Genomic DNA, 24687 nt, shown 5'->3' with positions numbered 1-24687 from the left:
AAGCGTGACCGCTCTTTCCGTTCAGCTCTACACCCTGCGCGAGCTGCTGGTCGAGGACCTGCCCGGCACCCTCGACCGCCTCGCTGAGCTGGGACTCGCCCACGTCGAGCCCTTCCGGCTCACCGACTACGCCGCGCAGCTCGGCCCGGCGCTCGCGGCGAGCGGGCTCACCGCGCCCACGGCGCACCAGCACGTCGTCGGCACCGGAGCGGAGGACGAGATCTTCGCCACTGCCGCCGAGCTCGGGGTGGGCACCGTGTTCGACCCGCGCATCGATCCGCAGCGCTTCGAGACGGTGGACGGGGTGGCGGCGGTCGCCGACGGTCTCAACGCCGCGGCCGCCGTCGCGGCGAAGCACGGGGTCCGGATCGGCTACCACAACCACGCCGAGGAGCTGTTGAGCGTCCTGGACGGCACGCCCGCTCTCGAGGTGCTCGCCGGGCACCTGGACGACGCCGTGGTGCTGGAGGTCGACACGTACTGGGCGGCCGTCGGCGGGCAGGACCCGGTGGCGCTGCTGGAGCGGCTCGGCGACCGGGTCACGGCCGTGCACGTCAAGGACGGACCGGCCACGCCGGACCCGATCGACCAGGTGCCGGTCGGGCAGGGCACGCTCCCCGTCCGGGACATCCTCGACGCCGCCCCGCAGGCACTGCGGGTCGTCGAGCTCGACGACACCAGGGGCGACCGGTTCCAGGCGGTCGCCGACAGCGTCGCGTGGCTGCGCGCCGAGGGTCTGGCGTGACGGGGCCGGTCCGCGTCGGGGTCATCGGTGCAGGCGTCATCAGCACCGAGTACCTGCGCAACCTGACCCGCCTGCCCGACCTGGACGTCCGGGCGATCGGCGACCTCGACGAGGAGCGGGCCCGCGCGCAGGCCGCCGAGTTCGGCGTACCGAGCGGCGGCTCGGTGGCGGCGGTGCTGGACGACGAGGCGATCGAGCTCGTCGTCAACCTCACCGTGCCGCGCGCCCACGTCGACGTCGCGCTGCAGGCGCTCGCCGCCGGCAAGCACGTGTGGAACGAGAAGCCGATCGGCCTCGACCGCGAGAGCACGCGCAAGCTGCTCGACGCGGCGCGGTCCGCCGGGCTGCGCGTGGCGACGGCCCCGGACACGTTCCTGGGCCCCGGGATCCAGACGGCGCGTCGGATGGTCGAGTCCGGCGCCATCGGCACCCCGCTCACGGCCCTGACGATTCTGCAGAGCCCGGGCCCCGAGTCCTGGCACCCCAACCCGGACTTCCTGTTCCAGGACGGCGCGGGCCCGCTGTTCGACCTCGGCCCCTACTACCTCACCGCGCTCGTCCAGATGCTCGGCCCGGTCGCGCAGGTCTCGGCGGTCTCCTCGACGGCGCGGGCCGTGCGCACGGTCGGGTCGGGGCCCCGCGCGGGGCAGCGGTTCGACGTCACCGTGCCCACCCACGTCGCCGCGATCTACCGGTTCGCGGGTGGCGCCAGCGCGCAGTGCCTGTTCAGCTTCGACTCGGCCGTCAAGCGGCGGACGATCGAGATCGCAGGCACCGACGGCACGATCGCCGTGCCCGACCCCAACACGTTCGCCGGCGAGATCGTGGTGCACCGCATGGACGGTGAGGTGGTCACGGTGCCGGCCGTCCCCTCCCCGACGACGCGCGGCACGGGGGTGCTCGAGCTGGCGCGCGCGGTGCGCGCCGGGCGGCCGGAGCGCGCGTCCGGAGAGTTGGGCGAGCACGTCCTGGACGTGATGATCTCCACGATCGAGGCGGCCGAGCGCGGCGTCCCGGTGGAGGTGGCGAGCACCGTCGAGGTCGCACCCGCCCTGCCGGAGGACTGGGATCCGGCGGCGCCGACACTGGTCCGATGAGCCCAACAGCCCCATCCGGTCGGCGTATCGCGATCGCCAGCTTCGTCGGTACGGCGATCGAGTTCTACGACTTCTACATCTACGGCACGGCCGCGGCGCTCGTGTTCGGCGCGGTGTTCTTCCCGTCGTTCTCGCCGCTCGCCGGCACGCTCGCGTCGTTCGCGACGTTCGCGGTCGGGTTCGTCGCGCGGCCGCTCGGCGCGATCCTGTTCGGTCACTTCGGCGACCGGATCGGCCGCAAGCGGATGCTGATCGTCTCGCTCGTGCTCATGGGCGGGGCCACGGTGGTCGTCGGCCTGATCCCGTCGTACGAGAGCATCGGCGTGCTCGCCCCCGTGCTGCTGGTGACCGCCCGGTTCGTGCAGGGAATCGGGCTGGGCGGCGAGTGGGGCGGCGCGGTGCTGCTCGCCACCGAGTACGCCCCGCCGGGGAAGCGCGGCCTGTACTCGGCGTTCCCGCAGCTGGGCCCGGCGGTCGGGTTCGTGCTCGGGAACGCGCTCTTCCTGGTGCTCGACGCGACGATGTCGGACGAGACGTTCCGCACGGTCGGGTGGCGCATCCCGTTCCTCGCCTCGGCCGTGCTGCTCGTGGTGGGCTACTACATCCGGATGCGGATCGCCGAGACGCCGGTGTTCCAGGCGGCGATGGAGCGCCAGGAACGCTCGCGGGTGCCGTTCGTCGACCTGCTGCGCAACCAGCCGCTGGTGCTGGTGCTGGCGACGCTGTCGTTCATCCTCGCGCACACGCTGTTCTACACGGTCACCACGTTCGCGCTGTCGTACGGAACCACCGCCCTGCACCTGGACCGCACCACGATGCTGCTGGCCGCGATGGTGGCCGTGGCCGTGATGGGCGCGGCGACGCTGTGGTTCGCGGTGCAGTCCGACCGCATCGGCCGCAAGCGGCTCTGCATCGCCTCCGCGGTGCTCGCCGCGGTGTGGGCGTTCCCGCTCTTCTGGCTGATCGACACCGGCAACGCGCTGCTGATCACGCTCGGCATGACCGGTGGGCTGCTCTGCTTCGCGATGCTCTACGGGCCGATGGGCGCGTTCCTGCCGGAGCTGTTCCGCGTGCGCTACCGCTACTCGGGCGCCTCGGTCGCCTACAGCGCGAGCGGGATCGTCGGCGGCGGGCTCACCCCGATCTTCGCGACGGACCTGCTCGCCCGCACCGGGTCGAGCGCGGCGGTCTCGGCCTACGTGCTCGTGATCGCGCTCGTGTGCGTGGCCGCTCTGGTGCCGCTGAGCGAGACGAAGGACGCCGATTTCACCGACGGGCTGACGTCGAGGCCGATCCGCTGAACCGGGCCACGATGCTCGCCTCGCCGTCCCGCTCGACGTGGTGGAGCACCTCCAGCGCACCGAACGCCGCACGCAGCTCACCCGCGGGCGCGCGGAACGGCCCGGGCCCCTCCCCCACCTCGGACAGCACGGTGACGACGAGCAGCCCGCCCGGGGCGATGCGGGCCACCAGCTCCGGGTAGCGGGCGGGATCGCGGAACCGCTGGCAGACCACGACGTCGTAGGTCCCGGCGTCGGGCAGCCCGGCGTCGAGGTCGTGCAGCAACCACCGCACGGGCACGCCTTCCCGGGCCGCGAGCCGGCGCCCCGCGTCCAACGCGACCGGCGAGACGTCCACCGCGTCCACGGCGAACCCCTGCGCGGCCAGCCAGACGGCCACGGCGCCGCGTCCGCAGGCCACGTCGAGGGCCCGGCCGCCGGGCGGGAGCAGCTCGGTCCGCCCGCGCAACGCGTCCGGCGGCGCGATCCCATCTGCGCCCGCTGCGACGGCAGCGGCATGACGGGAGTCCCAGCGATCGCGGTCGGCGTCAGCCACCGATCCAGCCTAGGTGGCCGCCTCCCGGCACCGACTTCACAAACCCCGTACCGGCTTCACACAGGGCGGGCCCTGTGTGAAGCACGGGCTGGGTTTGTGAAGTGGTTACGCGAGCGCCGCGACGACCGTGTCGACCGCCGCGTCCAGGTCCACCGACTGCTGCTCGCCCGTCGCCAGGTCCTTCACCGCGATGGTGCCGGCCTCCAGGTCGCGTTCGCCCAGGACGAGGGCGAGGCGGGCGCCGGAGCGGTCGGCGGCCTTCATCGCACCCTTGAGGCCGCGGCCGCCGTAAGCGAGGTCGACGCGGACCCCGGCCCGGCGCAGCTGTGCCGCGAGACCGACGAGGCGGCGCTTGGCGGCGTCGCCCAGCGGCACGCCGAAGACCTCGCACCGGGCCTCCGACCAGGGCGCGACGCCCTCCGCCCTGCAGGCGAGCAGCGTGCGGTCCACCCCGAGACCGAAGCCCACGCCCGAGAGCGGCTGCCCGCCGAGGGTGGCCATCAGCCCGTCGTACCGCCCGCCGCCACCGATCCCGGACTGCGCGCCGAGCCCGTCGTGGACGAACTCGAACGTGGTCTTCGTGTAGTAGTCCAGGCCCCGCACCATCCGGGGGTTCTCGACGTACGCGACGCCCAGGTCGTCGAGGTACTGCTTCACGGCGGCGTGGTGCTCGGCCGAGGCCGCGGACAGGTGGTCGATCAGGAGTGGCGCGTCCGTGAGCAGCGCACGAACCTCTGGCCGCTTGTCGTCGAGCACCCGCAGCGGGTTGAGCTGCGCGCGGGCGCGGGTGGGCTCGTCGAGCGGCAGGGCGGCGAGGAACTCGCGCAGCAGCTGCCCGTACGCCGGGCGGCACTCGGCGTCGCCGAGGGAGGTGATCTCCAGCCGGTACCCGGTGAGCCCGAGCGAGCGGAACCCCTCGTCGGCGACCGCGATCACCTCGGCGTCGAGCGCCGGGTCGTCCACGCCGATCGCCTCGACGCCCACCTGCTGCAGCTGCCGGTACCGGCCGGCCTGCGGGCGCTCGTAGCGGAAGAACGGCCCCGAGTAGCGCAGCTTGACCGGGAGCCCGTGCCGGTCAAGCCCGTGCTCGATCACCGCCCGGACGACGCCTGCGGTGCCCTCCGGCCGCAGGGTGACCGAGCGGTCGCCGCGGTCGGCGAAGGTGTACATCTCCTTGCTCACGACGTCGGTGGACTCGCCGACGCCGCGGGCGTAGAGCGCGGTGTCCTCGAAGACCGGCAGCTCCAGCAGGCCGTACCCGGCGCGCTCGGCGGCCGTCTCGAGCGCGGCGCGCACGTGGGCGAACCCGGCCGACTCCGGCGGGTAGTACTCCGGGATCCCCTTCGGCGCAGCGAAGCTCGTTGCGCGCTTCTCCTCCACCGCGGTCACAGTCCCCTCCCCCGCACGGGTGCTTCCACACCCTGCAGGAACGGGTTGGACGCCCGCTCGCGGCCCACGGTGGTGGTCGGGCCGTGCCCGGGCAGCACGACCGTGTCGTCGGCCTTTGTCAGCAGCTTGTCGCGCAGGCTCGCGAGCATCTGCTCGTGGTCGCCGCCGGGCAGGTCGGTGCGTCCGATCGAGCCGGCGAAGAGCGTGTCACCGGCCAGCACGACCTCGACGCCTTCCTCGGTGGGAGTGGTGAAAACGACGGAGCCGGGTGTGTGGCCCGGGGTGTGGTCGACGCGCAGCGTGAGCCCGGCCAGCTCGAGCGCGGCCCCGTCGGCGAGCTCGCGGACCTCCCGCGGCTCGCGCAGCTCGATCCGCCCGCCGAAGAACGCGGCCGCCTCCCGCGACAGGCCCTTCATGGGGTCGGCCAGCAGGTCCCGGTCGTCGGGGTGGATCCAGGCGGGGACGTCGTGGCCGTCGCACACCGGCGCCACGCTGAACGTGTGGTCGAAATGGCCGTGCGTCAGCAGGACCGCAACCGGGGTGAGCCGGTGCTCGGTGAGCAGCGCGTCCAGGGGCTCGACGGCGTCCTGGCCTGGGTCGACCACGACGCACGCCTCGCCCTGACCCGCTGCCACCACGTAGCAGTTGGTCTGGAACGAACCGGCGGGAAAACCTGCGACGAGCACATGACCAGCGTAGAGGGGACCGACCTCACCGCGACCTCTCAGGGTCGCTCGCTATCCTGCGGCCGATCGGCGGAAGCGAGGGAGTTTCGGTGACGACCAACCAGGTGCGGCGTGAAGCGGCCAAGCGCAAGCTGGAGAACCAGCAGAAGCGACGGGCCGAGCGGGCCCGCCGGCGCCAGCGCACCGCGATCATCACGTCCGTCTCGGTCGTCGTGGTCGTGGTACTCGCGGTGGTCCTGCTCTCCACCGTCGGCCTGCCCGGCGGCGGCAGCGACACGGCCGCGCCGCCCGCCGACGCCCCAACCCCGTCCGCTGCGCCTGCCGCGCTCGGCGACTGCACCTTCACGCCCACCCCGGACGAGCCCGCCGCGAAGCCCGCGCCGGTCCCGACGGTCACCACCGCGGGCACCAGCGGCACCGTCCCGGTCAACCTGACGACGAACCGCGGCCCCATCCCGCTGACGCTCGACCGGGCAACCGGACCCTGCGCCGTGGAGAGCTTCCTGAGCCTCGTCAACGCCGGCTACTACAACGGCACGCCCTGCCACCGGCTCACCACCGGCGAGGGCCTGAAGGTGCTGCAGTGCGGCGACCCGACCGGCGAGGGTACGGGTGGTCCGGGCTACACGATCAACGACGAGCCGCCCACCGGCCTCGCGCCCGCACCGTCCGGCGGCGGCTCGGTCGTCTACCCGCGCGGCACGCTCGCGATGGCGAAGACGTCGGCCCCCGACTCCGGTGGGAGCCAGTTCTTCCTCGTCTACGCCGACTCCACGCTCCCGCCGGACTACACCGTGTTCGGCACGGTCGGCCCGGAGGGCCTCGCCACGCTCGACGCCATCGCGCAGGGCGGGGCGGACGACACGAACGGTGCCGGCGACGGCGCCCCACGCACGGCTGTGACCATCGAGACCGCCACGGCCGCCTGAGCCGCGGCGGGTCCGGCCGGCGTCAGGCGGCGGGGACCACCAGGTCCCGGTCGACCTTGCGGTGGTAGCGCATGCCCGCGAGCCCACCGAGCACGGCGCCCACCAGGGTGACCACCAGCACGGCGACGGCGAGGGTGGCGGCACCCGCGGACAGCACGCCCCCGCTCATCGGGAGCCGGATCAGCTCGTCGAGCCGCGGACCCGAGACGACCCCGCTCACCGTGGCGATCACCGCCCCGATCACGGCCAGGAACAGGGTCCACAGCCACACGGCCACACCCTGCCGCGCGCCGGCGAACCGGGCCATCCGCCCGGCCACGTAGCCGCCGCAGTAGTAGCCGACGAAGATCGCCACCAGCATCAGGACCGCGCCGGCGACGCCCATGGCAGGCGCCGGCCCGGGAGCGGCCGTCATCGGGTTCAGCAGCCCCAGCGCGGCGCCGCCCGCCGTGACGATGGCACCCAGCAGGGCGGTCGTTCCGATGGCCGTCACCCAGCCGAAGAACGCCGAACCCCACCTGATGCGACCGAGGTGCCGCGCCTGTTCGGGCGCCAGGTTCGTACGCGCTTGGGTGAACGTGTGGAAGGGCTCGGTGCGTTCCGCCTCGGGGACCGTGCTCATGGGTCTCTCCTCCCTGTCGAGAGGATGTACCCCGATCAGGTGCGCGGCACTCAGCTGGCGCTCGTCACCCGGTACACATCGTAGACGCCCTCCACGTTGCGCACCGCGCGCAGGACGTGGCCGAGGTGCTTCGGGTCGCCCATCTCGAAGGTGAACCGGGAGACCGCAACCCGGTCCCGGGAGGTCTGGACGGACGCGGAGAGGATGTTGACCCGCTCGTCGGCGAGCACCTTCGTGACGTCGGAGAGCAGCCGGTGCCGATCCAGCGCCTCCACCTGGATGGCCACGAGGAACACCGAGCCCGGCTGCACCGACCACGCGACCTCGACGAGCCGCTCCGCGCGTGCCTGCAGGTCCTTGGCGTTGGTGCAGTCGGTGCGGTGGACGCTGATCCCGCCGCCGCGGGTGACGAACCCGAGGATGTCGTCGCCCGGCACGGGGGTGCAGCAGCGGGCGAGCTTGGTGTACATGTCGCCCAGGTCGCCGTCGGGGCCGCGCACCACGACACCGGCGTCGCCGCCGGTGCGTCGCAGCCGCACGGTGGACGGGGTGGCGCGCTCGGCGAGGTCCTCCTCCGCCTGCTCCTCTCCGCCCAGCAGCGCGACGAGCCGCTGCACGACGTGGCGGGCGCTGGCGTGCCCCTCCCCCACCGCTGCGTAGAGCCCCGAGACGTCGGCGAAGTGCATCTCCCGCGCGAGCGCGGACATGGCCTCGGCCGAGACGAGCCGCTGCATCGGGAAGGAGGTGCGGCGCGCCTCGCGGGCGATGGACTCCTTGCCCGCCTCGATGGCCTCCTCGCGGCGCTCCTTCGCGAACCACTGCCGGACCTTCGACTTCGCCCGCGGCGACGCGACGAACGACAGCCAGTCGCGGCTCGGCCCGGCGCCCTCGGCCTTGGACGTGAAGATCTCGACGACGTCGCCGGACTCGAGCTTGCGCTCCAGCGCCACGAGCTTGCCGTTGACGCGGGACCCGATGCAGCGGTTGCCCACCTCGGTGTGCACGGCGTAGGCGAGGTCGACCGGGGTGGACCCGGCGGGCAGCGTGACCACGTCGCCCTTGGGCGTGAAGACGAAGATCTGCTGCGCCCCGAGCTCGTTGCGCAGCGACTCCAGGAAGTCGCCCGGGTCGGCGGCCTCACGCTGCCAGTCGAGCAGCTGGCGCATCCACGCCATCTGCTCCACCTCGACGCCCTGGCCGTTGTGGGCGCCGCGGGTCTCCTTGTAGCGCCAGTGCGCCGCGATGCCGAACTCAGCCGTGTTGTGCATCTCGCGGGTGCGGATCTGCACCTCGAGCGGCTTGCCGTCCGGCCCGATCACGGTGGTGTGCAGCGACTGGTACACCCCGAACCGGGGCTGGGCGATGTAGTCCTTGAACCGGCCGGGCATCGGCTGCCACAGCGCGTGGACCATGCCCATCGCCGCGTAGCAGTCGCGCACCTCGTCGACGAGCACGCGGACGCCGACGAGGTCGTGGATGTCGTCGAAGTCGCGGCCCTTGACGATCATCTTGCGGTAGATCGAGTAGTAGTGCTTGGGCCTGCCCTCGACCGTGGCCTGGATGCGGGCCGAGTCGAGCTGCTGCATGACCTCGTCGATGACCTGCTTGAGGTACGTGTCGCGCGACGGCGCCCGCGTGGCGACCAGGCGCACGATCTCGGAGTACTTCTTCGGGTGCAGGATCGCGAAGGACAGGTCCTCCAGCTCCCACTTGATGGTGGCCATCCCGAGCCGGTGGGCCAGCGGGGCCAGCACTTCGAGGGTCTCGCGGGCCTTCTTCGCCTGCTTCTCCGGCGGCAGGAAGCGCATCGTGCGCATGTTGTGCAGCCGGTCCGACAGCTTGATCACCAACACCCGCGGGTCGCGGGCCATCGCGACGATCATCTTGCGGATCGTCTCGGCCTCGGCGGCGGTGCCCAGCTCGACCTTGTCCAGCTTGGTGACGCCGTCGACGAGGTGGGCGACCTCCTCGCCGAAGTCCTTGCGCAGCCGGTCGAGCGAGTAGTCGGTGTCCTCCACCGTGTCGTGCAGCAGCGCCGCGACGAGCGTGGTGGTGTCCATGCCCAGCTCGGCGAGGATGCTGGCCACGGCGAGCGGGTGGGTGATGTACGGGTCGCCGGACTTGCGCTTCTGGCCCGCGTGCTTGGCCTCCGCCACGTCGTACGCGCGCTGCAGGAGCCCGAGGTCGGCCTTGGGGTGCAGCGTGCGGTGCACGCTGGCGAGCGGCTCGAGCACGGGCGCGACGACGGCGACGCGCTGCGGAGTCATCCGCCGCGCGATGCGGGCCCGCACCCGGCGCGTGGCCGACGGGCGGGCCCCGTTCCCGTTCGCGTCCGGAGCGGGCGGGGTCGAGCTCGCAGCCGGGGACGCAGGCTGCTGCAGCTCCGTCATCCCGTCCTGCCCTCCACCTACAACAGTCTAGGCTTCCCCGGATCAGGCCGTCAGCAGGGCGTGCACCGGGACGTCACCAAGCCGTGCTCTGCCGTTCAGAGCGGTGAGCTCCAGCAACGCGCCGAATCCGACGACGGTGGCGCCCACCTCGGCCAGCAGGTCGGCCGCGGCCGCTGCGGTGCCGCCGGTGGCGAGCACGTCGTCGACGAGGAACACCCGCGCCCCGGGGGCCAGCGTGTCGGCGGGCAACTCCAGGGTGGCCGTGCCGTACTCCAGGTCGTAGGTGCGCGATCCGGCGACACGCGGCAGCTTGCCGGCCTTGCGGACCGGGACGACCCCGGTGCCCGCCACCACCGCGACCGCGGCACCCAGCAGGAACCCGCGTGCCTCGACCCCGGCCACCAGGTCGGCGTCCCCCACCAGCGAGGCGAGCTCGGTGGTGACGACCGTGAACGCCTCCGCGTCGGCCAGCAGGGGCGTGATGTCGCGGAACAGGATGCCGGGCGACGGGTAGTCCGGCACGTCCCGAATCAGCCCGGCCGCCCGCTCCAGCTCGGGCCCCGACTCGACCCCGGCGCCGGCGACCGTGACGGGACCGGTCACCGCTGCCGCTTGCCGGTGGGCCGGGCGGCCTTGCCTGCCGGACGGGCGCCGCCCCGGTGCTGCCCGCCGGGGCGGGCGTGCCGGGCCGGCGCGCTCGCGGCCGCCGCCATCGCCCGCTCCTTGCGCAGCTCGCCGGCGAGCACGGCGTCGTCGGCGATGTCCGGGTCGGTGTCGGCTGCCGAACCGTCCGCCGCGACGCCCGCGGCCTTCGCCCGCCGCGCCGCCACCCGCGCGGCCTGCTGCTGGTACCGCGGGTCGCGCATCTTGAGGTCGACGAGGATCGGCGTGGCCAGGAACAGCGACGACAGCGCACCGGCGATGATGCCGACCATCTGCACGAGCGCGAGGTCGGCCAGCGTGCCGACGCCGAGCACGCCGACGCCGATCACCATCAGCGCCACCACCGGAAGCACCGCGAACAGCGAGGTGTTGATCGACCGGATGAGCGTCTGGTTGAGCGCGAGGTTGGCCGTCTCGGCGTACGTGCGGCGGGTGAGCCCGAGCAGCCCGCGGGTGTTCTCCTTGACCTTGTCGAACACAACGACGGTGTCGTAGAGGGAGAACCCGAGGATCGTCAGCAGACCGATCACGGTGGACGGGCTGACCTCGAACCCGACGATCGAGTAGATGCCCGCGGTGACCACCACGTCGTGCAGCAGCGCGACGAGCGCCGCGACCGCCATGGTGCGCTCGAAGTAGAACGCCAGGAAGATCGTGACGAGCACGAGGAAAACAGCGAGCGCGATGAGCGCCTGGCGGGTGATCTGCCCGCCCCAGCTGCCGCTCACCGCGCTGTCGCTGATCACCGCGAGCTCCGGGGCGCCGGAGGACCCGATCGGCTGGAACGTGTCGAACAGCGCCTGCTTGAGCGGCACCAGCTGGCTCGCGTCGAGCGCCTCCGACCGGATGACGATCGACGCGGAAGCGCCGGCGCCCACCGCCTGGACGGCCGCCGGCTCGTGCCCGATCACCCGCTCGTAGACCCCGCGGACGGCCTCGACGTCGGCCGGGGCGGCCGCGGTGGCCGCCGGGAACTGGATCTGCGTGCCGCCGGTGAAGTCGATGCCGAGGTTGAACCCCCGGAACACGATGGAACCGATGCAGATCAGGACGAGCACCGAGAACGCGACGTACCAGACGCGCCTGCGCCCGACGATGTCGAACGCGCCCGTGCCCGTGTAGAGCCTGTTGAGGACCCCGGCCACGTCAGGCTCCCTTCGATCGACCGGCTGCGGCGGCGAGAACGCGCCTGCGTTCCGCGCCGGTGCGAGCGGCCTCGCCCAGCCCGGACAGGCCGGGGTTGCTGAACACGCGCGACTTGGCGACCAGCGCCACCAGCGGGTGCGTCACGAGGAACACCACGATCAGGTCGAGCACCGTGGACAGGCCGAGGGTGAACGCGAAACCCTTCACCTGCCCGACGGCGAGCAGGTACAGCACCGCAGAACACAGGAAGCTCACCGCGTCGGCGGACAGGATCGTGCGCCGCGCCCGCACCCAGCCCCGCGGCACGGCGGAGCGGAACGTCCGCCCGTCCCGCATCTCGTCCTTCAACCGTTCGAAGAAGATGATGAACGAGTCGGCCGTGATGCCGATGGCGAGGATGAAGCCGGCCACGCCCGCGAGGTCGAGGGTGAGCCCGATCCAGCGCCCGAGCAGGATCAGCACGGGGTAGACGATCGCCGCGGACAGCGCGAGCGACAGGATCAGCAGGATCCCGAGCACCCGGTAGTAGAACAGGCCGTAGACGAAGACGAGCGCCAGCCCGATGGCACCGGCGATCAGCCCGGCCTGGAGCGAGGCGAGCCCCAGCGTCGCCGACACCGTCTGGGCCTCGGACGACTCGAACGACAGGGGCAGCGACCCGTACCGCAGGACGCCGGCCAGCTGCTCGGCCTCCTTCTGGCTGAACTGTCCCTCGATCTGGGTGGCCCCGAAGATCGGCTGGTTGATCCGGGGCGCCGACACGACCTCGCCGTCGAGGGTGAACGCCGTCAGCTTGCCGACGTTGTTGGTCGTGTACTCGCCCCACACCTGCTGACCGGCCGACTCGAACGTCAGGCTGACGACCCAGCCGACCCCGGTGGTGTTCTGCTGCGCCTGCGCGCTCGCGATCTCGGTGCCCTCGAGGAACGACGGCCCGAGGATGTACTTCTCGGTGCCGTCCTCGTTGCAGGCCACCAGTGGCTTGGTCGGGTCGTCGTAGCCGCGGAGCGGGTCGCGCGCATTGCAGTCGAGCGTGAGCAGCGCCGTCTCCTGGACGGTCTGGTCGGTGCTCTGCCGCATCTGGCGGGCGGCGTCGACCTCGGCCGCGAGACGCGGGTCCGCAGGCCCGGTGGGGGCCGCGGCAGGCGGCGGGGCGGGCGGCGGGGTCGGGTCCTGCAGCGGCCGGCTGTACGCGACGGGGGCGACGTCGCGCTCGACCGTGTCACCCATCCCCTGAGGCTGACCCGTGGGAGGCGCGGGCGCCGTGGACGGATCGGCGGGAGCCGCGGGCGGGGCGCCCGGCTGCTGCCCGGCCTGCTCGCCCGGCTGCTGTCCCTGTTGCTGGGGCTGCTGCTGCGCCGCGTACGGCCCGCCGATGACCTCGCGGAACCGCAGCTGCGCGGTCTGCCCGAGCGAACGGGCCTGTTCGCCCTGCTGGCCGGGCACGGTGATCAGCAGGTTGCTGCCGTCGACCACCACCTCGGCGCCGCCGACACCGAGCCCGTTGACGCGCTGCTCGATGATCTGCTGCGCCTGCAGGAGCTGCTCGCGCGGCGGCTCGGCGCCGGTCTCGGTGCGGGGCTGCAGGGTGACACGGGTGCCGCCCTGCAGGTCGATGCCCAGCTTGGGCGTGGGGTTCCCGTCGCCGGTGAAGAACACCAGCGCGTACAGCGCGGCGACGACGGCGACGAACGCCGCCAGGTGCCGCCAGGGGCGGATCTGCCCCGGGGTGGATGCCACTGCTCGCGATCTCTTCCTGTCAGGTGCGACCCACCCGGTGCACCGGTGGCCGCGCGGACGCCGTCAGCTGCGGGCGGTGCCGTTCGTCGACTCGTCCTTCTTCTCGGGCGCCGTCTTCTCCAGCGAAGGCGTCGCCGGCTCGTCCTCGATGGCCGCGGTCTCCGTGGTGGGCTCCTCGACCGGAGCCTCCTCAGCGGTGGCCTGCTCGACGACCTTCTCGCGGACCGCGCCCCGCACCCAGGTGGTGACGATGCCGTCGGCGATCTCGATGTCGATCGTGTCCTCGTATGAGGCGTCGACGATGGTGCCGCGCAGGCCCGAGGTGGTCACGATGACGTCCCCGGGCTCGAGGGCGGCCTGCATCTGCTGCATCTGCTGCATCTGCCGCTTCTGGCGCCGCCCCGACAGGAAGATCGGGATGAACAGCAGCAGGATCAGCAGGGGGAACAGGAATTCCATGGGCCAACTCTCCGAATCTCCGCACGTCGTGGAGCCACCAGAGTCTGCCAGCCCCCGGTTCAGAACAACGCGGGAGGGCCACCCGGAGTGACGTCGGGTGGCGCAGCGATGCCCAGATGTGACCAGGCGGCGGCGGTGGCCACCCGGCCCCGCGGCGTGCGGGCCAACATTCCGGCCCGCACGAGGTAGGGCTCGCAGACCTCCTCGACGGTACCCGGTTCCTCTCCCACCGCCACTGCCAGCGTGGATACGCCCACCGGCCCGCCACCGAACGACTTCACCAGCGCTCCGAGCACCGCCCGGTCCAGCCGGTCGAGGCCGAGCTCGTCGACGTCGTAGACGGCCAGCGCGTCGCGCGCCACGGCGCGGGTGACGGCCCCGTCGGCGCGCACCTCGGCGAAGTCGCGCACGCGGCGCAGCAGCCGGTTGGCGATGCGCGGTGTGCCGCGCGAGCGCAGCGCGATCTCCTCGGCGCCGTCCGGGCGCAGGTCGACGTCCAGGATCACGGCGGCGCGGCGCAGCACGAGCTCCAGCTCGGCGGGCTCGTAGAACTCCATGTGGGCGGTGAACCCGAACCGGTCGCGCAGGGGCCCGGTGAGCGCGCCGGACCGGGTGGTGGCGCCCACCAGCGTGAACGGGGCGATGTCGAGCGGGATGGACGTGGCGCCCGGCCCCTTGCCGACGACCACGTCGACCCGGAAGTCCTCCATCGCGAGGTACAGCATCTCCTCGGCGGGCCGGGCCGTCCGGTGGATCTCGTCGATGAACAGGACGTCGCCCGGTTCGAGGTTGGACAGCATCGCGGCGAGGTCGCCCGCGCGTTCGAGGGCGGGGCCGGACGTCAGCCGGATCGCCGCGCCCATCTCGGCGGCCACGATGAGCGCGAGGCTCGTCTTGCCGAGCCCTGGCGGCCCGGACAGCAGGATGTGGTCGGGCGGCTGGCCGCGGCGGCGGGCCCCCTCGAGCACGAGCTCCAGCTGCTCGCGCACCCGCGGCTGCCCGATGAACTCGGTGAGGTTGCGTGGGCGCAGCGAGGCGTCGGCCTCGATGTCCTCCGGCTCGGGCGCCGGGGTGAGCGAGAGCTCGGTCACCGGCCCTTGCCACCCAGCCTCGTCAGCGCGGCCCGCAGCAGCGCGCTCGCGTCGGCCTCCCCGTCACCGGCCAGCACGGCGTCGACCGCCCCCTCAGCAGGCTTGGCCGCGAAGCCGAGGCCGACCAGCGCCTCCACCACCTGGTCGCGGCGAGGGTTCGCCCCGTTCGCCGCGATCGGCAGCGTCGCGGGCGAGGCCGCGGGGGCGACGACCTTGTCTCGCAGCTCGAGGGCGAGCCGCTCGGCGCCCTTGCGGCCGATCCCGGGCACCCGGGTGAGCGTGGTCAGGTCACCGTCGACGAGGGCGCGGCGCAGCGCGTCCGGGCTCAGCACGGCGAGCGTGGCGAGCGCGATGCGCGGCCCGATCCCGCTCACGGTCTGCAGCAGGCCGAACAGCTCCCGCTCCTCCTCGTCGGCGAACCCGAACAGGGTGAGCGAGTCCTCGCGCACCACCAGGGAGGTGGCGAGCCTGCCCTGCTCACCGCGGCGCAGCCGGGCGAGCGTGCCCGGGGTGGCCTGCACGGCGAGGCCGACCCCGCCGACCTCGACGACCGCGTGGTCGAGGCCGATCTCCAGCACCTCGCCGCGCACCGAGCTGATCACGATGCCTCCCCCGCACGTCGCGCGGCCTCCAGCCGCGCCTTGTGTGCGCGGGCGAGCTCGGCCGACCGCGCCTGCGCCTGCGCCATCCGGTCGAGCATCGGCGCGCGCCAGCAGTGGCAGATGGCCAGCGCGAGGGCGTCGGCCGCATCGGCGGGCCGCGGCGCCTCCTCGAGTGCGAGCAGCCGCGTGACCATCGTCGTGACCTGCTGCTTGCCCGCGCGCCCCTCGCCGGTGACCGCGGCCTTCACCTCGCTGGGCGTGTGGAACGCCACCGGCAGGCCGGCCTTGGCCGCGAGCATCGCGATGACGCCGCTCACCTGCGCCGTGCCCATGACGGTGCGGACGTTGTGCTGGCTGAACACCCGCTCCACGGCCACCACGTCCGGCCGGTGCCGCTCGATCCACCGCTCGACCTCGGCGCCCACGGCGAGCAGCCGTTCGGGCAACGGCGCGTCGGCCGGGGTGCGCACGACGTCCACCGCGACGCACCGCACCCGCCGCCCACCCGCCCCGTCGACGACCCCGAGCCCGCACCGGGTCAACCCCGGGTCGACGCCGAGCACCCGCACCCGATCTCCCCTACCCGATCATCTCCGCGAACAGCCGTTCGAGGAGGCAGGCTACCGGCGCGCCCTCGGGGCACCGCGGGGGACGCGCCGACGCGCGGGCTACGCGTTGGGCTGGGTGAGGCTGAACCAATTGCCGGAGTCGTCGCGGAACAGCGCCTCCACGCCGTAGGGCCGGGTCACCGGCTCCTGCGTGAACACGACCCCGCGACCCGACAGCTCTTCGAAGGTCTTCCGGATGTCGTCGGTGGTCATCGCCCCGGGACCCATCGCCCCCTTCGCCACGAGTGCACGGATCTGCTGGGCGCTCTCGGCGTCGTGGCCCATGCCGGGGTCGGCCAGGATGATCTCCACGTCCGGCTGGTCGGGTGGGCAGACGGTGAGCCAGCGGAACCCCTCACCCGCTCCCTCGAACTCACTGCCCATCCGCACGTCGCTGCGCACCTCGAAGCCGAGCTTCTCCGTGTAGAACTCCTTCGCCCGGTCCTGGTCCAGCACGTAGACGCAGGCGTGGGACAGCTTCCTGATCACCCGATCCTCCGATCCGTCGACGAGGACCGAGGCTAGGTCCAGCACACCGACGGTGGCTTCTCCCGGATTGCTGCGCCACCGGGCGGCGTCACACCCGCGTCGTCACACCCGTCCCGGCGCTGCGCCGGTCCCACTCGGCGAGCACGTCGGACGCGGTCGGCCGGGACGCGAGGCTCCCCGCCACGAACGCGACGAGCCCGGACGCGAGCCCGACGTAGATCGGCTCGTTCGCGTAGATGTCGCCCACCGCCGCCATCGTGGCCAGCGTCGCCACGGTACCGATGGCCATCGCCGCCACCGCGCCCACGATCGTGGCCCGCCGCCACACCAGACCGCCGAGGATCGGCACCAGCAGGCCGCCGACCAGGATGTCGTAGGCGATGGTCAGCGCGGCCACGACGTCCTGCAGGATGCACGCGATCACGATCACCACCACGCCGAACGCCGCGATGAGCACCCGGTTGCCCCGCACGTGCTCGTCTTCCGACGCGTCGGCAGCCCCGCTCCGAAGGCGCTGCACGATGTCCTTGCCGAACACGGTGGCCGTCGCGATCAGCGCGCCGCTCGCCGTGGACATGACGGCGGCCAGCGCCGCGGCGAGCACGAGGCCCGACAGCACCGGCGGCATGGTCGCGCCCACCACGGCGGTGAACGCGTCGTCGCGCTCCTCGAGGCCCGGGACGAGCACACTCGCCCCCATCCCGACCAGCGCGCCGGCCACGCCGTAGAGCAGGCAGTACACGCCGGCCGCCGCGCCCGCCCAGCGGGCGACGCCGGGGCTGCGCGCAGTGAACACGCGCTGCCAGATGTCCTGGCCGATGAGCAGGCCGAAGGTGTAGATGACGAAGTAGGTGACGATCGTGCTGCCGCCGATCGTGGTCAGCGAGAGCGCCTCCGGCGGCAGCGCGGAGAACCCGCCCGCCTGGACGAGCACGATCGGCAGCAGGATGAGGAAGATCCCGACGGTCTGGATGAGGAACTGCACGAAGTCGGTCAGGGTGATCGACCACATCCCACCGAGTGCCGAGTAGAGCACCACGACGAGGCCGCCGACGAGGATCGAGGGCACCCGCGGCAGGTCGAGCAGGGCGGCGAAGATCGTGGCGTAGGCGATCGTCGAGGTCACCGTGAGCATCAGGGTGTAGCCGAACATCACGACGCCCGACAGCACGCTCGCACCCGGCCCGTACCGCAGCCGGAGCATCTGGCTCACGGTGTAGACGCCCAGCCGCTGCACGCGGCCGGCGAACAGCAGGGACAGCAGCAGTACGCCGGTGCCGATCGCGACCACCAGCCACATGCCCGACAGCCCGTACTCATAGCCCAGCCCGACGCCGCCGATCGTCGACGCCCCGCCCAGCACGAGGGCCGACATCGTCCCGGCGTAGAGGAGCGGGCCGAGGCGGCGTCCGGCCACGAGGAAGTCCGACTCGGTGGTGGCGCGGCGCTTGCCCCAGAAGCCGAAGGCGATCATGGCGACCAGGTACACGGCGACGATGGCGACGTCCACGTCTCACTCCGTTCGTGTCTTCAGGTGGATGAGGGTCGGGCGGTCGGCCGACAGCGCGTCGGCCACGAGCGCGGTGACCGCGCCCGGGTCGGTCGCCCGCACGCCGAGGGCGCCGAACGCCCTGGCCAGCGAGGCGAGATCGGGCACCGGGAGGTCCACACCGACGGGCGGGATTCCCCGCGTCTCCTGCTGGTCGCGGATCTCCCGGTAGCCGCCGTTGTCGACCACGACGATCGGCAGCGGCAGCCGCAGGTCGACGGCGGTGGCCAGCTCCTGCACGGAGAACATGAACGCCCCGTCCCCCAGCAGAACCGCCACGGGGGCCTGCGGCCGGGCGAGCGACGCCCCGATCGCCGCCGGCAGGCCGTAGCCGAGCGTCGCATAGCCCGGGGTGTAGCAGAACCGGCGCGGCGCGAGGACGTCGAAGAAGTGGACCGAGCCCAGATAGGTGACCTGCGAGCTGTCGCCGGCGAGCACTCCGTCCGCGGGCAGCGCGGCTCGGACCGCGGCGTTGATCTCCTCGTAGGCTCCGGCGCCGCCCCTCGCCTCGGCGCGGCACGCCTCCCGCAGCTCGCCCGCCCTCGCGGCGCGCCCATCCGTTCCGACGAACGGCGCGTTCGTCGGATAGGTACCGACGAACGCGTCGCTCGTCGGATTCGCCGGGAGGGCCGCAAGCAGGGCCTGCAGGGTGGTCGCGGCGTCGCCGAGCAGCGCGACGTCCGCCGGGCAGTTCTTGTGCAGCTGTCCCGGGTCGATGTCGCAGCGGATCACCGCCGGCGCCGCGATCCGGCCCTCCCACAGGTCTGCGTCGCCGAGTTCGCTGCCCACCACGATCAGCGCGTCGCTGTCCGCGGTCGCCTTCTGCAGGGCCCGCAGCCGCACGGCGGCGCCGACGGCGAGTGGGTGCGACTCGTCGAGCACGCCCTTGCCGTTGACCGTGGTGGCGACGGGCGCGCCGAGCGCTTCGGCGAGCGCGCGAACCTCCGCCGCGGCGTCGACGGCGCCGCCGCCCGCGATCACCAGCGGCCGGCGCGCCCGGGCGAGCAGGGTGGCCGCGCGCCGCACGTCGGCGGCGTCGGGCTCGGGTGCCGCCGTGACAGCCCCGACCCACGGGCTGCCGCCCCACGCCCGTTCGAGGACGTCCAGGGGGACCTCGACGTGGACCGGCCGCGGGCGCGTTCCGCGGAACGTGGCGAACGCCTCGGTGACGGCGTCGGCGGCCTCCTCGGGGCTCTCGACGCGCCGGCTCCAGCGGACGAGGCGGTCCATCGCGCCGCTCGCGTCCTTCGTCTCGTGCAGCAGGCCGAGGTCGGCGCCCTCGGTGCCGGTCGGCACGCCCGGCGAGAGGACGAGCATCGGCTGCGACTCCGCGTAGGCGGTGGCGGCTGCCGTCATCGCGTTGGTCAGGCCGGGACCGCTGGTGGTCAGCACGACGCCGGGCCGCCCACCGACCCGCGCGTACCCCTCGGCCGCGTAGCCCGCGCCCTGCTCGTGGCGGGGCGTGACGGCCCGGATGCCGCACGCGACGAGGTGCCGGTAGAGCTCCAGGTTGTGGGTGCCCGGGATCCCGAAGACGGTGTCGACGCCGTGCGCGGCGAGCGTCTCGACGACGGCGGCCCCGCCGTTGCGCGTGCTCATTTCGCCGTGATCATTTCGCGGCGAGCACGGAGAGCAGCTCGTACGCCACGTGCGCCGCCGCGATCCCGGTGATCTCCGCGTGGTCGTAGGCGGGGGCGACCTCGACGATGTCCGCGCCGACGATGTCGGTCCCCACGAGACCGCGCAGCGTGTGCAGCAGCTCGCGGCTGGTCAGCCCGCCGGCCTCGGGGGTCCCGGTGCCGGGCGCGTGGGCGGGGTCGAGCACGTCGATGTCGACCGAGACGTAGACCGGGCCCTCGCCGAGGCGGGCGCGCATCCGCTCGACCACGGTGGCGAGCCCGTCGACCTGGTAGTCGTCGGAGCCGATCACCTGGAAACCGAGCCGGGCGTCGTCGGCGAGGTCCTCGGCGCCGTAGAGGGGCCCGCGGATCCCGACGTGCAGGCAGCGCTCCGGGTCGAGCAGGCCCTCCTCGCTCGCGCGCCGGAACGGGGTGCCGTGCGTGTACGGCGCGCCGAAGTAGGTGTCCCAGGTGTCGAGGTGGGCGTCGAAGTGCAGCACGGCGACCGGTCCGTGCGTGCGGTGCACCGAGCGCAGCAGCGGCAGGGCGATCGTGTGGTCACCGCCGACCGACAGCAGGCGGGCCCCGCCGCCCCGCAGCTCGTCGGACGCGCGCTCCACCGACCGGATCGCGTCCTCGATGTCGAACGGGTTGATCGACACGTCGCCCGCGTCGACCACCTGCTGGTCGGCGAACGGGTCCACCTTCAGCGCCGGGTGGTGCGGGCGCAGCAGCTTGGACGACGCGCGCACGTGCGCGGGCCCGAAGCGGGCGCCGGGCCGGTAGGACACCCCGGAGTCGAACGGCATCCCGAGCACCGCCACGTCCACGTCGGTGACCTGATCGAGGCGTGGCAGGCGCGCGAACGTTTCCGGTCCGGCGAAGCGGGGGGTGACTGTCGCGTCGACTGGTCCGAGCGCCATCGGCCCAGGGTGGAGGGCCGAGCGCTTTCGGGACATCGCCGCGACGTCTAACGTCGTCGCATCGAATTCGCCGGAACGTCCAGGAAACCCGCCCTGCTGACCGTCGCCGATCTGGTCGCCGACCCGGCGCTGCGGCTCGCGGTCGTAGCGGGCCGCGGCGGGCTCGGCCGCGAGATCGAGGCCGCGGCGGTGTCCGAGCTCGCCGAGCCCGGACCGTGGCTGCAGGGCGGCGAGCTGCTGCTCACGATCGGGCTCCTGCTCGACGAGTCCGACCCCGGCTGCGCCGCGTACGTCGCCGGGCTGCTCGCCGCGGGAGTGCGGGCGCTCGGGCTCGGGCTGGGTGCCGACCTGCGCTACCAGTCGGCCCCGGCCTGCCTCGTCCGAGCGGCAGAGGAGGCCGGCCTGCCGCTGCTGACCGTGCCGGACGGGGTGCCGTTCATCGCCGTCACGAAGGCGGTGTTCGCCTGGCGGGCGCGCGAGGAGCGCCGGCAGCTGGAGTGGGCGCTGCACACCCAGCGGGCGCTCACCGCGGCCGCCGTCCAGCCCGGCGGGCTCGCCGGGATCCTCGGCGCGTACGAGCGGGCCACCGGCCGCGCCGCGCTCGTCGTCGACCTGCTCGAGCGGCCCATCGCCAGCTCCCGGGCCGGGCACGAACCCCTCGTCGGCGACTTCACGGGCATGCTCGCCCGGGTCCGCGCCCAAGGTTTGCTCGGCGCCGCGGTCGACGCGGGCGCCGGCCGCAGGCGGGAGGTGCACCCGCTCGGCTCGCGCCGGCTGCGGGCCTGGCTGCTCGTCGCGGGACCTGCCGACCGGGTGGGCTCCAACCTCGTCACGGGCGACCTCGTCTCGCTGCTGTCGCTCGAGCTCGAACGCGTGCACGGGCTGGGCGCGACGCGGCAGCGCGACCGCGCGCAGGTGCTCGCCCGGCTGGCGCGGGGCACCGTCGACGACCTCGTCGCCGCACGCTGGCTGGACGCGGCGGGGCTGCCCGACGCCGACCTGCAGGCCGCCGTCGTCGCCGCGCCGCATGCGGCGGAGCTCGCCGCCGACATCGCCGGGGCCCTGCCCGACGCACTGACCCGCGTAGTCCGGATCGGGGAGGAGGAAGCCGTCGAGCTGGCCGTGCCGGTCGGCGTCGACCTGGCCGCCGTGCTGGCCACGCTCGCCCCCGCCCGCCCCGCCGGGATCGGCATCGGGGTGCGACCCGGAGCGCTCGCCGTGTCGCTGCGGCAGGCGCGCTCCGCGCTGCCGGAGAGCCGGATCACCGGCCGCCACGTGCACGCGGCCGACATCGCGAGCAGCCGCCAGCTGCTCGCGACCGTGCCCGCCGAACGGCTGCAGGGCTACGCCGACGCCGTCCTCGGCCCCCTCGACGCTGGCGAGCGCTCCGCCGAGCTCGTGCGCACCCTCACCGCGTTCCTCGAGCACAACGGCCACTGGGAGGCGGCCGCCGCGGCGTTGCAGGTCCACCGCCACACCGTCCGCAACCGGATCGCGACCGTGGAGGAGCTCACGGGCCGCCGGCTGGGCTCGGCCCACGACCGGCAGGAGCTGTGGCTCGCGCTGCGCGCCCGCGACCTCGCGCGCATGTCCGACGGCTGATGTTCCCCTGCGCGTCACCCCGCCGGCCACCGGCCGTCCATAGGGTCACGGCGTGAGTGACGGCCGGGTGTTGTTCCAGGAGTTCCTGCGCGCGCCGACGCGCGTCGCGACCGTGACGGCGAGCTCCGAAGCGCTGGTCACGGCCCTGCTCGCGCCGCACCAGCTCGACGGTTCGCGGGTCGTCGTCGAGCTGGGCGCGGGCACCGGCCGGGTCACCGACGCGCTGCAGCACCGCCTCCGCGGCACGGGGCGGCACGTCGCGGTCGAGATCAACCCGGTGCTCGCCGCGCGCCTCGCCGAGCGGCACCCGGCCGTCACCGTCGTGTGCGCCGACGCGGCCCGGCTGCCGGACGTGCTGACCGAGCACGGCATCGACCAGGCGGACGCGATCGTCAGCCTGCTGCCGTGGGCGGCCTACGCGGCCGCGCCCGTGCCCGCGCTGGCCGCCCGCGCCCTCGCGCCCACCGGCACGTTCACGCAAGCCACCCTGCGCGGCTTCCACCTGCTCCCGCCCGCGCGGAAGCAGGCCGAGGACCTGCGGGCGGCGTTCGGCTCGCTCACCGCGAGCCCCACGATCTGGCGGAACCTGCCGCCCGCCCGCGTCCTGATCGCCCGCGAACCCCGGCCCTAGATCGAAGCGAGCCAGCGCCGGATCTCCCGGCGGCTGCGCAGGCGGACGACGGGAGGAGCCGCGCCTCCCGCCAGCAGCTCCCGCATCCGGTGCCGGTTGCGGCGGTACGACGACCACGCCCACCGCAGGACGTGCTCCGGATCGGTGACGAACGTCCACAGCGGCGGCTCGACGTTCCCGTTCCACAGCTCGGTCCGGTGGAGCCGTCGGTGAACCGTGCGCCGCAGCAGCTGGCTGAACACCCGCCAGCGCGGCAGGTCGAGCCAGACGACCAGGTCCGCACGGGCCAGCAGCAGCGGCCGCACCGATCCGCCCTGCCATTCGGTGACCCAGCGTTCCGTGGCGGCGAACGCTGCCACGTCGGCCTCGAACTCCGCGCGGGGCACCCACTCCGCGCCGTGCCGCAGGGCGTCCAGCTCGTGGTACGGGATGCCGAGCCGGCCGGCGAGGGCCGCGGCGAGGGTGCTCTTCCCCGCCCCGGAGCAACCGGCGACGAGCACGCGGCGCGGGTGGTGCGGCAGCGGATCGGACGCGCCCAGCGGTGGCACGATCCGATGATCGCAGCCGCTTCCCTGACAGCACGTGTCCGGGTTGGCCCGTAGCGTCGCCCACCATGAGCACCTGGCAGGAGTTCACGACGGGGGCACCGCGGATCGCCGAGATCTTCACGCGACGCCACGCCAAGACCGGGAACCTGTGCATGCTGGCCACGCTCCGGTCGGACGGCTTCCCGCGGATCAGCCCCATCGAGCCCCGGATCTTCGAGGGGCGGCTGGTCCTCGCCGGCATGCCGGGCACGACGAAGTTCCACGACCTCGCCCGCGACCCCCGCTTCTGCCTGCACACCGCCACGGTCGACACCCACGTGTCCGACGGCGACGCGAAGCTCTTCGGGCGCGTGCACGACGAGCAGGACGAGGCACTGCACCAGCGGTTCGCCGACGCCCTCTTCGAGGAGACCGGTTTCGACCTGCGGGGGCGGGAGTTCCGGCCCTTCTACGTCGCGGACCTGACCGGGGCGTCGTCGGTGGAGATCGTCGACGGCGGGATGGCGGTGACGATCTGGAAGCCGGGCGAGCCGGAGCGGGTGGTGCGGAAGACCTGACGGACGCTTCTGCTGGCGGCTAGGCCTCTTGTCTTCCGGTCTCCCTGGGTTAAGGCCTCCTGTCTCAAGGTCTGCTGTTTCCAAGGCCTCCTGGCGGCGCCGCGCATTGTGCGGGGCCGCCCCTCACAGTTCAAGGGCGCTGCGCGTCGCGCCGCGATCGCTGGCGCGACCCTTGACCTGCGAGCCTCTGCGACCCCTTCAGGCCCGCTTCGCGGGCAGGCCCAAGGGCCTGCCCTCTTGGTGCGCGGCGCCGCCAGGCGGCCGGTGTCGGGCATCTTCTTGCCCGTCGCGCACCCGGTTTGTGCCCGCGCACCCCTTGTCGGTCCACGCTGCCGGCCGACGGGCAGCGTGGGACGAGAACGGGTGCGTGAACCTGGCGGATCAGCCGCGAGCAGTACATGACGGCCTCGCCCGCGACGCTGGCGTGCTCCTCGCGCCGATCAGCCTGGCCGCAACCGCCGCTGAAGCCTCGCTCCCGCTCCATGATCGGTGTTTCGGCGCGTTCCCGGCTGGATTTCGCCGTTTTCGCGCCGAAGCCTTGATCATGGTGGTGAGACCGCCTTCGGTGGCGCCGCGCGCCGAAGGGGCAGGCCCGGGCCTGCCCGCGAAGCGGGCCCTCAGGGGCCGTAGAGGCTCGCGGGTCAAGGGTCGCGCAGCGATCGCGGAGCGACGCGCAGCGCCCTTGAGGCGTGAGGGGCGGCCCCGCACGATGCGCGGCGCCACCGAAGGCCAGGTGAGGGGTTGCCCGGGACGAGCGCGGCGCCAC

Annotated in this window: 24 protein-coding genes; 7 read left to right on the top strand and 17 right to left on the bottom strand. The window is 73.4% G+C overall.

All coding sequences use genetic code 11. The annotated features are described in order from the left end of the window. The first annotated feature begins 4 nt into the window (after nucleotides 1-4). Genes FB388_RS12975 through FB388_RS12965 form a run of 3 tightly spaced genes read left to right on the top strand, consistent with a single transcriptional unit; the run spans nucleotide 5 to nucleotide 3143 of the window. Nucleotides 5-745 (top strand): sugar phosphate isomerase/epimerase family protein, encoded by a 741-nt coding sequence (locus FB388_RS12975; RefSeq protein ID WP_142100711.1) that lies wholly within the window; start codon nucleotides 5-7, stop codon nucleotides 743-745. Then, nucleotides 742-1842, top strand: a complete 1101-nt coding sequence (locus FB388_RS12970; protein ID WP_142100709.1) for a Gfo/Idh/MocA family protein — start codon at nucleotides 742-744, stop codon at nucleotides 1840-1842. The genes FB388_RS12975 and FB388_RS12970 overlap by 4 nt, the downstream gene beginning before the upstream one ends. Then, the gene (locus FB388_RS12965; protein WP_142100707.1) at nucleotides 1839-3143 is read left to right on the top strand and encodes an MFS transporter; all 1305 of its coding nucleotides are present in this window, start codon (nucleotides 1839-1841) and stop codon (nucleotides 3141-3143) included. The genes FB388_RS12970 and FB388_RS12965 overlap by 4 nt, the downstream gene beginning before the upstream one ends. On the opposite strand, the gene FB388_RS12960 is transcribed toward FB388_RS12965, so the two are convergent. The 3 genes from FB388_RS12960 to FB388_RS12950 all read right to left on the bottom strand — a co-directional run bounded on the left by FB388_RS12960 (nucleotide 3109) and on the right by FB388_RS12950 (nucleotide 5753). Further along, nucleotides 3109-3678: a class I SAM-dependent methyltransferase gene (locus tag FB388_RS12960; protein ID WP_142100705.1), complete on the bottom strand. Its 570-nt coding sequence runs from the start codon at nucleotides 3676-3678 to the stop codon at nucleotides 3109-3111. The genes FB388_RS12965 and FB388_RS12960 overlap by 35 nt on opposite strands. Nucleotides 3679-3783: 105 nt before the next feature. Continuing rightward, nucleotides 3784-5058, bottom strand: a complete 1275-nt coding sequence (hisS, locus tag FB388_RS12955) for a histidine--tRNA ligase (protein WP_142103002.1) — start codon at nucleotides 5056-5058, stop codon at nucleotides 3784-3786. Between the two features lie 5 nt (nucleotides 5059-5063). Then, complete coding sequence (locus FB388_RS12950; protein WP_142100703.1) at nucleotides 5064-5753, bottom strand: MBL fold metallo-hydrolase; 690 nt, start codon at nucleotides 5751-5753, stop codon at nucleotides 5064-5066. Between the two features lie 89 nt (nucleotides 5754-5842). Here FB388_RS12950 and FB388_RS12945 point away from each other — a divergent pair, with 89 nt between their 5' ends. Continuing rightward, nucleotides 5843-6682, top strand: a complete 840-nt coding sequence (locus FB388_RS12945; protein WP_142100700.1) for a peptidylprolyl isomerase — start codon at nucleotides 5843-5845, stop codon at nucleotides 6680-6682. A 22-nt stretch (nucleotides 6683-6704) separates the two neighbouring features. On the opposite strand, the gene FB388_RS12940 is transcribed toward FB388_RS12945, so the two are convergent. The 13 genes from FB388_RS12940 to speB all read right to left on the bottom strand — a co-directional run bounded on the left by FB388_RS12940 (nucleotide 6705) and on the right by speB (nucleotide 20583). Continuing rightward, on the bottom strand, nucleotides 6705-7304 hold the full coding sequence (locus FB388_RS12940; protein ID WP_211361883.1) for a hypothetical protein: 600 nt from the start codon (nucleotides 7302-7304) through the stop codon (nucleotides 6705-6707). A gap of 50 nt (nucleotides 7305-7354) precedes the next feature. After that, nucleotides 7355-9694, bottom strand: coding sequence for a RelA/SpoT family protein (locus tag FB388_RS12935; RefSeq protein WP_142100698.1), 2340 nt, complete (start codon nucleotides 9692-9694; stop codon nucleotides 7355-7357). 42 nt (nucleotides 9695-9736) lie between these two features. Next, nucleotides 9737-10297: an adenine phosphoribosyltransferase gene (locus FB388_RS12930; RefSeq protein WP_142100696.1), complete on the bottom strand. Its 561-nt coding sequence runs from the start codon at nucleotides 10295-10297 to the stop codon at nucleotides 9737-9739. Then, nucleotides 10294-11502, bottom strand: a complete 1209-nt coding sequence (secF, locus tag FB388_RS12925) for a protein translocase subunit SecF (protein WP_142100694.1) — start codon at nucleotides 11500-11502, stop codon at nucleotides 10294-10296. Before secF ends, FB388_RS12930 begins: the two co-directional genes overlap by 4 nt. 1 nt (nucleotide 11503) lies before the next feature. Then, a complete protein-coding gene (gene secD, locus FB388_RS12920; protein WP_142100692.1) occupies nucleotides 11504-13243 on the bottom strand; it encodes a protein translocase subunit SecD in 1740 nt (579 codons plus the stop codon). A 63-nt stretch (nucleotides 13244-13306) separates the two neighbouring features. Further along, nucleotides 13307-13702 (bottom strand): preprotein translocase subunit YajC, encoded by a 396-nt coding sequence (yajC, locus tag FB388_RS12915; protein ID WP_142100690.1) that lies wholly within the window; start codon nucleotides 13700-13702, stop codon nucleotides 13307-13309. 59 nt (nucleotides 13703-13761) lie between these two features. Beyond that, nucleotides 13762-14793, bottom strand: coding sequence for a Holliday junction branch migration DNA helicase RuvB (gene ruvB, locus FB388_RS12910; protein WP_142100688.1), 1032 nt, complete (start codon nucleotides 14791-14793; stop codon nucleotides 13762-13764). Next, the gene (gene ruvA, locus FB388_RS12905; protein WP_142100686.1) at nucleotides 14790-15395 is read right to left on the bottom strand and encodes a Holliday junction branch migration protein RuvA; all 606 of its coding nucleotides are present in this window, start codon (nucleotides 15393-15395) and stop codon (nucleotides 14790-14792) included. Before ruvA ends, ruvB begins: the two co-directional genes overlap by 4 nt. Continuing rightward, nucleotides 15392-15964, bottom strand: a complete 573-nt coding sequence (gene ruvC, locus FB388_RS12900; RefSeq protein ID WP_142100684.1) for a crossover junction endodeoxyribonuclease RuvC — start codon at nucleotides 15962-15964, stop codon at nucleotides 15392-15394. Before ruvC ends, ruvA begins: the two co-directional genes overlap by 4 nt. A 99-nt stretch (nucleotides 15965-16063) precedes the next feature. Further along, nucleotides 16064-16492: a VOC family protein gene (locus tag FB388_RS12895; RefSeq protein ID WP_142100682.1), complete on the bottom strand. Its 429-nt coding sequence runs from the start codon at nucleotides 16490-16492 to the stop codon at nucleotides 16064-16066. A gap of 88 nt (nucleotides 16493-16580) precedes the next feature. Next, nucleotides 16581-18002, bottom strand: coding sequence for a sodium:solute symporter family protein (locus tag FB388_RS12890; protein ID WP_142100680.1), 1422 nt, complete (start codon nucleotides 18000-18002; stop codon nucleotides 16581-16583). 3 nt (nucleotides 18003-18005) lie between these two features. Further along, nucleotides 18006-19640: a 5-guanidino-2-oxopentanoate decarboxylase gene (locus FB388_RS12885; protein ID WP_142100677.1), complete on the bottom strand. Its 1635-nt coding sequence runs from the start codon at nucleotides 19638-19640 to the stop codon at nucleotides 18006-18008. Nucleotides 19641-19650: 10 nt separating this feature from the next. After that, nucleotides 19651-20583, bottom strand: a complete 933-nt coding sequence (gene speB / locus FB388_RS12880; RefSeq protein WP_211361882.1) for an agmatinase — start codon at nucleotides 20581-20583, stop codon at nucleotides 19651-19653. A gap of 60 nt (nucleotides 20584-20643) precedes the next feature. Here speB and FB388_RS12875 point away from each other — a divergent pair, with 60 nt between their 5' ends. Beyond that, a complete protein-coding gene (locus FB388_RS12875; RefSeq protein WP_342787918.1) occupies nucleotides 20644-22185 on the top strand; it encodes a PucR family transcriptional regulator ligand-binding domain-containing protein in 1542 nt (513 codons plus the stop codon). Nucleotides 22186-22237: 52 nt separating this feature from the next. After that, a complete protein-coding gene (locus FB388_RS12870; protein WP_142100671.1) occupies nucleotides 22238-22816 on the top strand; it encodes a class I SAM-dependent methyltransferase in 579 nt (192 codons plus the stop codon). Here FB388_RS12870 and FB388_RS12865 read toward each other — a convergent pair. Beyond that, nucleotides 22813-23364 carry a P-loop NTPase family protein gene (locus FB388_RS12865; RefSeq protein ID WP_142100669.1) on the bottom strand — a complete coding sequence of 184 codons (552 nt, stop codon included), beginning with the start codon at nucleotides 23362-23364 and terminating at the stop codon, nucleotides 22813-22815. The two genes, FB388_RS12870 and FB388_RS12865, sit on opposite strands and share 4 nt — an antisense overlap. Nucleotides 23365-23429: 65 nt before the next feature. On the opposite strand from FB388_RS12865, the gene FB388_RS12860 reads away from it, so the two are divergent. Continuing rightward, nucleotides 23430-23921, top strand: a complete 492-nt coding sequence (locus FB388_RS12860) for a pyridoxamine 5'-phosphate oxidase family protein (RefSeq protein ID WP_142100667.1) — start codon at nucleotides 23430-23432, stop codon at nucleotides 23919-23921. Nucleotides 23922-24687: the final 766 nt, after the last annotated feature.

The sequence above is a fragment of the Pseudonocardia cypriaca genome (assembly GCF_006717045.1).
Classification (GTDB): Bacteria; Actinomycetota; Actinomycetes; order Mycobacteriales; family Pseudonocardiaceae; genus Pseudonocardia; species Pseudonocardia cypriaca.
The sequence above is the reverse complement of the archived record's forward strand: the minus strand, read 5'-3'. Positions and strand labels throughout refer to the sequence as shown.